This window comes from Actinomadura sp. KC345 (genome assembly GCF_004348515.1).
Taxonomy (GTDB): domain Bacteria; phylum Actinomycetota; class Actinomycetes; order Streptosporangiales; family Streptosporangiaceae; genus Spirillospora.
The window spans coordinates 1-5,659 of the sequence record NZ_SMKH01000407.1 but is presented as its reverse complement, the minus strand read 5'-3'; the positions used below and the strand labels follow the sequence as shown (position 1 = coordinate 5,659).

The following is a 5,659-nucleotide window of genomic DNA, read 5'->3' as shown; positions in this document are numbered from 1 at the left end:
GCATCCACCAGTTCCAGCGGCCGAACATCGAGATCGTGGCGGGCACGAGCAGCGCCCGCACCACGGTCGCGTCCAGCAGGATGCCGATCGCCAGGCCGGTGGCGAAGATCTTCACCTCGACGATGGGCGCGGCGGCCAGCGACGCGAACGCGAGGAACAGGATCAGCGCCGCGCCGGTCACCAGGCGCCCGGTCCTGCCGAGCCCCTCCACGATGGCGGTCCCGGTGGACCCGGTGCGGTCGTACTCCTCGCGAATCCGCGCCAGGATGAACACCTCGTAGTCCATCGACAGGCCGTACAGGAACGCGAAGACCATCGCCGGGACGAACGCGGCGATCGAGCCGGTCGCGGAGATGCCCCAGAGCAGGTCGCTCCCGTGGCCCCGCTGCCAGACCAGCACGATCGCGCCCAGGACGGCCGCCAGCGACAGCAGGTTGAGCAGCACCGCCTTGAGCGCCAGGAGCGGCGACCGGAACGCGCGGGTGAGCAGGACGAACGTCAGCAGGCAGATGAGCCCCAGCATGGCCGGGAACGTCCCGTACACCGTGGCGGTGAAGTCGATGTCGTTCGCGGTCTCGCCGCCCACCTGGGCGCCCGGCGGCACCGCCTCCCGGACGGCCTCGACGGTGCCCTTGCCCGCGCCGGTTCCGCCTTCGGCCGCGGGGAGCACGGTGACGAGCGCGGTGCCGTCCCGCCGCCACATGCCGCCCGCGGGCGCGGCGACGGCGTGGACGCCGGGCACCTCGCGCAGCCCGGCGGCGGCTGCGGCGGGCTCCGCGCCGGGCGGCAGCAGGACGTCCACCGGCGTGAGGACGCCGGACGGCACCCCGGCCCGCCGCACTTCCGCGAGCCCTTCGTAGGCGGGGCCCGACTTGGCGAGGGCGCTGCTGTGCGGCTCGCCGAGGTTCATGTCCGCGGCGGCGAACGCGAGCGTCCCGAGCGCGGCCAGCGCCGCCAGGGCGGCCGGGACCCGGAACCGGACGACGTGGCGGGCCCACGCCGTCCACGCCCGGTCCGCGCGGGCGCCCGGCCGGTCCGCGGCGCCGCGCCGCCGCGGCGCGACGCGGTCGAGGGCCGGGCCGGCCGTGACGAGGACGACCGGCAGCAGCGTCAGCGTCGCCAGCGCGCTCACCGCCGGGATGACCACGCCGCCGTAGGCGACGCTGCGCAGGAACTCCACCGGGATCGCCAGCATGGCGACGAGCCCGATCACGACGGCGGCGGCGCTGAACACGATCGCGCGCCCGGCGGTCGCCATGGCGCGCCTGACCGCGTCCTCGGGGTCCAGGCCGCGTGCGCGCTCCTCCCGCCAGCGCGTCACCAGCAGCAGCGAGTAGTCGACGGCCACCCCGAGCCCGATGAGCGCGACGACGAACTGCACCATGAAGTTCATGTCGGTGACGCCCGTGAGGCCGTACACGAGCGTGAACGAGGTCAGGATCGACACGGCCGCGACGACGAGCGGCACGACCGCCAGCGCCGAGCCGAACACGAACGCGAGGACGACCAGGGCGCCGAGCCCGCCCACGAGCGTCTCGACGAGGACGCTGGGGCCCTCGCTCCCCGCCTCCTCCTCCAGCCGCTCCATGCCCGTGACGCGGAGCGCGGCGCCCGGCGGCAGATGTGCGCGCATCGCCTCCGCGAGCGGCCCGGCCGGGTCCGGCCCTTCCTCCATGCCGTCTTCTTCCTGCGCGGCGGGCGGGAAGACCAGGCCGTAGACGGTCCGGCCGCCGTCCCCGGTGAAGCGGCCGTCACCGGTCGTCGCGTGGGAGACGACGCGGGCGCCGACCCGCTCCCCGCCCGCCGCGAACGCCTCCCGCAGCGCCGCGCGGACCCCGGGCGAGTCCGCGGACGTCCCGGCGGGCAGCGTGACGACCGGGACGAGCGGCGTCTCGGCGCCTCCCGTCCCGTAGGCGGAGGCGATCGCCGCGTTGGCGTCCCGCGCGGCCGAGCCGGGCGGGGCGAAGTCCTCGGTGAGGCGGTCGGGGACCTGCGCGGCGGCGAAGGCGCCCGCGCACGCGGCCGCCAGCCACACCAGGCCGACCAGCAGCCGGTGCCGCAGCACGAATTCGGAGAATCTGTCCATGCGCCCACTGCAGCGGCCCGCTCTTCCGGTTCCGTTCGAACGGCCTTGGAGATCCCTGTGAACACGTCCGCACAGCGATCTCCCAGAAATTCCGCAGATCGCTCACAGTGCGCCCGCGGCGGTCAGCGGACAGACTGGCACCGTGACGCCCACCAAGATCCTCGTCGTGGACGACGAGGCCTACCTCGCCGACCTCGTCTCGACCGCGCTGCGCTACGAGGGCTTCGAGACGGCCGTGGCCGGATCCGGCGCCGAGGCGCTGGCGGCCGTCCCGCGCTTCGGCCCCGACCTGATCGTGCTGGACGTGATGCTGCCCGACCTGTCCGGCATGGACGCCTGCGCCCGGCTGCGGCGGGACGGCTGCGAGGCCCCGGTCGTCTTCCTCACCGCCCGCGACGCCACCGAGGACAAGGTCAAGGGCCTCACCGTCGGCGGGGACGACTACGTGACCAAGCCGTTCAGCCTGGAGGAGCTGATCGCGCGGATCCGCGCCGTGCTGCGCCGCACCCGGCCGGCCGCGCGGGAGCGGGCCCGGCTGGCGTTCGCCGACCTGGAGCTCGACGAGGACGCCTACGAGGTGCGGCGCGGCGGCGTCCTGATCGACCTGACCCCCACCGAGTTCACGCTGCTGCGCTACCTGCTCCTCAACGCCGGGCGGGTGCTGACCAAGCGGCAGATCCTCGACCACGTGTGGCAGTACGACTTCGGCGGCGGCGACGGCGTCGTCCAGACCTACATCAGCTACCTGCGCCGCAAGCTGGACGACGGCGACCCCCGCCTCATCCACACGGTGCCGCGGGTCGGGTACATCCTCCGCATGCCCCGGGACGGCTGATGTCGCTGCGCAGGCGCCTCGTCCTCACCCAGCTCGCCCTGCTGGCGCTCGGCCTGCTCATCGCGGGCGGGTCCGGCTTCGCCGCCCTGTTCGACTGGAAAAGTGAGGGCGAGCACCGCCGGATGACCGCGGTGGGGCGCGAGGCGGCCGCCCTCGTCGGCGAGCGCGCGGCGAACGGCGGAGGCCGGGGGGAGCTGCGGCTGCCGCCCGAGACCGCCGACCTGGCGCGGCTGTGGGGCGCGGCCGCCGAGGACGGCGGCCTTCCGGCGTTCATCCAGGTCCGACGCCCGGACGGCGCCGTCGTGCAGACCGTGTCCCTCCAGAGCGGGCCCCTCGGCGGCGGCCCGCCGCTGCCGGGCGACCTGCGCCCCGGCCGGGTCACGGGCGGCAACCCCGACGGGGAGCGGTTCGTCCGCACCCGCGACCGCACCCGCGTGGACGAGGGCCCCTTCGGGCGCGACGGGACCGGGTGGCTCGTCCGCACCGCGTGGGTCCCCGGAGAGCGCGCCGTCCTCGTCACCGCCATGCGGACGGGCGAGGAGGACGACCTCCTCGGCCGCACGGTCGGCACGCAGGTCGCCGTCACCGCCGCCGCGCTCCTCGGCCTCGGCCTCCTCGCGTGGCGGTCCGTCCGCCGGGCGACCCGCCCGCTGGAGGAGATCGCCGCCACCGCCGCGCGGATCGGCGCCGGGGACCTGGCCCGCAGGCTCGCGGTACCCCGCCCGAAGACGGAGGCCGGGCGGCTCGCCGCGGCCCTGAACGCCATGCTCGGGCAGATCGAGGCCGCGTTCCGGGAACGCGAGGAGTCGCGGGACCGGTTGCGCCGCTTCGTCGCCGACGCCTCCCACGAGCTGCGCACCCCCGTGGCCACCGTCCGCGGGTACGCCGAGCTGTTCCGCCGCGGCGCCGCGGACCGTCCGGAGGACCTCGCCAAGGCCATGAGCCGCATCGAGTCCGAGACCGAGCGGATGGGCCGCCTCGTCGACGAGATGCTGCTGCTCGCGCGGCTGGACCAGGGCCGCCCGCTGGAGCGCGAGCCCGTCGACCTGGCCGCGCTCGCCGCCGAGGCCGCCGGGGACGCCGCCGTCGCCGGGCCGGACCACCCGCTGACCCTGGAGGCGGACGGCCCGGTCGTCGTCAGCGGCGACGCCGAACGGCTCCGGCAGATCCTGGACAACCTGCTGGCGAACGTCCGCCGCCACACGCCGCCGGGCACGGCCGCCGCCGTCCGGGTCGCCGCGCGCGGCGGGGAGGCGGTCCTGGAGGTCCGCGACGAGGGCCCCGGCCTGGCGGCGGACGACCGCGCCCGGGTCTTCGAGCGGTTCTACCGCGCCGACCCGTCCCGCTCCCGCGACCGCGGCGGCTCCGGGCTCGGCCTGCCGATCGTCGCGGCCGTGGCCGAGGCGCACGGCGGCCGCGCCTCGGTCGCGGAGGCGCCGGGCGGAGGCACCGTGTTCACGGTCACGCTGCCGCGCTGACCGGCCGCCCGCCGCCGTCCTGATCGACCCGTGCGCGAAAGTGGCCGCGGGCGCGATACGGTCTCTGGAGAGGGAACGGGGGAAGCGGTGAGCCGTGGACGGCACATGCGTCGCGACCGGGGCCGTCCGCGCGGCGGCATGGACCTGCGATCATCGACGAATGTAGTTTGGTCCGGTCGGCTCACCGTTCCAGTTGACCCCTCGGGTAATACCCGCGTAAGTTCTGGCGACCGTCGCGTGAGCGGCCGGTGAGTTGGACCGTGGCCGGGGGCGGGTCCCCGGTGTGGGTTGGTTTGATGGATGCGCGTGGCGCAGGCGGCTCCCGCTGCGGCGGGGCGGCCGCGGGCGGCACGCCGATGGTAGGAGGCCGAGCCGATCGATGCCGAGCGTCTACTGCACGCAGTGCGGTCACGCCAACCCGGATGATGCCCGCTTCTGCTCGAACTGCGGCACTCCGCTCACCCGGAGTTCGCCGTCGCCGCTGCCTCCTCGCGAGTCGCCCGGCGAGTCCACCTCGACGATCTCCATCGGCGGCTTCGAGGCCCTCGACACCGACGCGGGCGCCGAGGAGCCGGTCGGCCCCGACCAGGTGGCCGCCGAGGCGCTTCCCCCGGGGACCGCGCTCCTGGTGGTGAAGCGGGGCCCGAACGCCGGCAGCCGCTTCCTCCTCGACAAGGACCGCACGTCCGCGGGACGGCACCCCGAGAGCGACATCTTCCTGGACGACGTGACCGTGTCCCGGCGGCACGCCGAGTTCTCCCGCCAGGGCACCGCGTTCTCCGTCCGCGACGTGGGCAGCCTCAACGGCCTCTACGTCAACCGGCAGCGGATCGACCAGGCCGCCCTGTCGGGCGGCGACGAGGTGCAGATCGGCAAGTTCCGGCTGGTGTTCCTGACCAACCCGGCGCACGGCTGACCGGCGAGCAGGCGAGTACGAGGTCGCGGCGACGAGGGGAGGGGCCTTGAACGCGCAGCCAGCCCGGTCCCTGATGACGATCGGGGACGTCCTCGGCCTGCTCAGGCCCGAGTTCCCGGACATCACCATCTCCAAGATCCGGTTCCTGGAGTCCGAGGGCCTCGTCGAACCGCAGCGCAGCCCCTCGGGCTACCGCAAGTTCGCCGACGCCGACGTGGAGAGGCTCCGGCTCGTCCTCACCGCGCAGCGCGACCACTACCTGCCGCTGCGCGTCATCAGGCAGCACCTGGAGGCGCGCGACCGCGGCGAGAACGTCCCCCCGCTCGGCTCCGGCGGGCCCGCCG

The 5,659-nt window shown here is 75.2% G+C and carries 5 protein-coding genes; 4 read left to right on the top strand and 1 reads right to left on the bottom strand.

The genetic code is table 11. The features are described 5' to 3' along the window. A partial coding sequence (locus tag E1281_RS36760; protein WP_131884314.1) for an MMPL family transporter occupies positions 1-2,086 on the bottom strand: 2,086 nt, incomplete at its 3' end. Positions 2,087-2,228: 142 nt separating this feature from the next. Here E1281_RS36760 and E1281_RS36755 point away from each other — a divergent pair. From E1281_RS36755 to E1281_RS36740, 4 genes are all read left to right on the top strand, one after another. Continuing rightward, positions 2,229-2,921, top strand: coding sequence for a response regulator transcription factor (locus E1281_RS36755; RefSeq protein ID WP_165959265.1), 693 nt, complete (start codon positions 2,229-2,231; stop codon positions 2,919-2,921). Beyond that, positions 2,921-4,399: a HAMP domain-containing sensor histidine kinase gene (locus E1281_RS36750; protein ID WP_131884313.1), complete on the top strand. Its 1,479-nt coding sequence runs from the start codon at positions 2,921-2,923 to the stop codon at positions 4,397-4,399. Before E1281_RS36755 ends, E1281_RS36750 begins: the two co-directional genes overlap by 1 nt. Positions 4,400-4,778: 379 nt before the next feature. Then, complete coding sequence (locus tag E1281_RS36745) at positions 4,779-5,315, top strand: FHA domain-containing protein (RefSeq protein WP_131884312.1); 537 nt, start codon at positions 4,779-4,781, stop codon at positions 5,313-5,315. Between the two features lie 46 nt (positions 5,316-5,361). After that, on the top strand, positions 5,362-5,659 hold a 298-nt coding region (locus E1281_RS36740; protein ID WP_243717761.1), incomplete at its 3' end, for a MerR family transcriptional regulator.